Below are 335 nucleotides of genomic sequence, written 5' to 3' on the forward strand. Positions count from 1 at the left end.
AGGTCATGTACTGCCGGATGCTGGACGCTATGCTATCCAAAGGGCAGGAGGACGAGAACGGAATCCTGTTTGTCTGCTTCCCTATCACAGGCATTGCCGCAGTCCTGTCTCGCAGCCCCATGACGGTCAAGCGTTCTCTGAATGAACTGGAAACCGCCGGACTTATCATGCGGGTGCGTCAGGGCGTTGGAGAACCAAACAGGATTTATGTGCTGATACCGGGAAAGGAGGACGCTGCCCTTGCCTGATACCTCAAAGCTGGAAAAACTCAACCGGGAGTTGGAGAAAAGCGAAAAGAAACTGCGGAAAGCCATCAATGATGAAAAGGCATTGCA

General features: G+C 52.5%; 1 protein-coding gene and 1 pseudogene. Both read left to right on the forward strand.

Annotated elements, in window-relative coordinates; all coding sequences use genetic code 11:
- Nucleotides 1-248 (forward strand): DeoR family transcriptional regulator (locus LJE11_RS19420; RefSeq protein WP_227296439.1); only part of this gene is annotated, 248 nt, incomplete at its 5' end.
- A pseudogene (locus LJE11_RS19425) lies at nt 241-335 on the forward strand (DUF3847 domain-containing protein); the annotation flags it as partial. The gene LJE11_RS19420 and the pseudogene LJE11_RS19425, both read left to right, overlap by 8 nt.

The organism is Blautia sp. DFI.1.216 (genome assembly GCF_020594215.1).
Taxonomy (GTDB): domain Bacteria; phylum Bacillota; class Clostridia; order Lachnospirales; family Lachnospiraceae; genus Blautia_A; species Blautia_A wexlerae.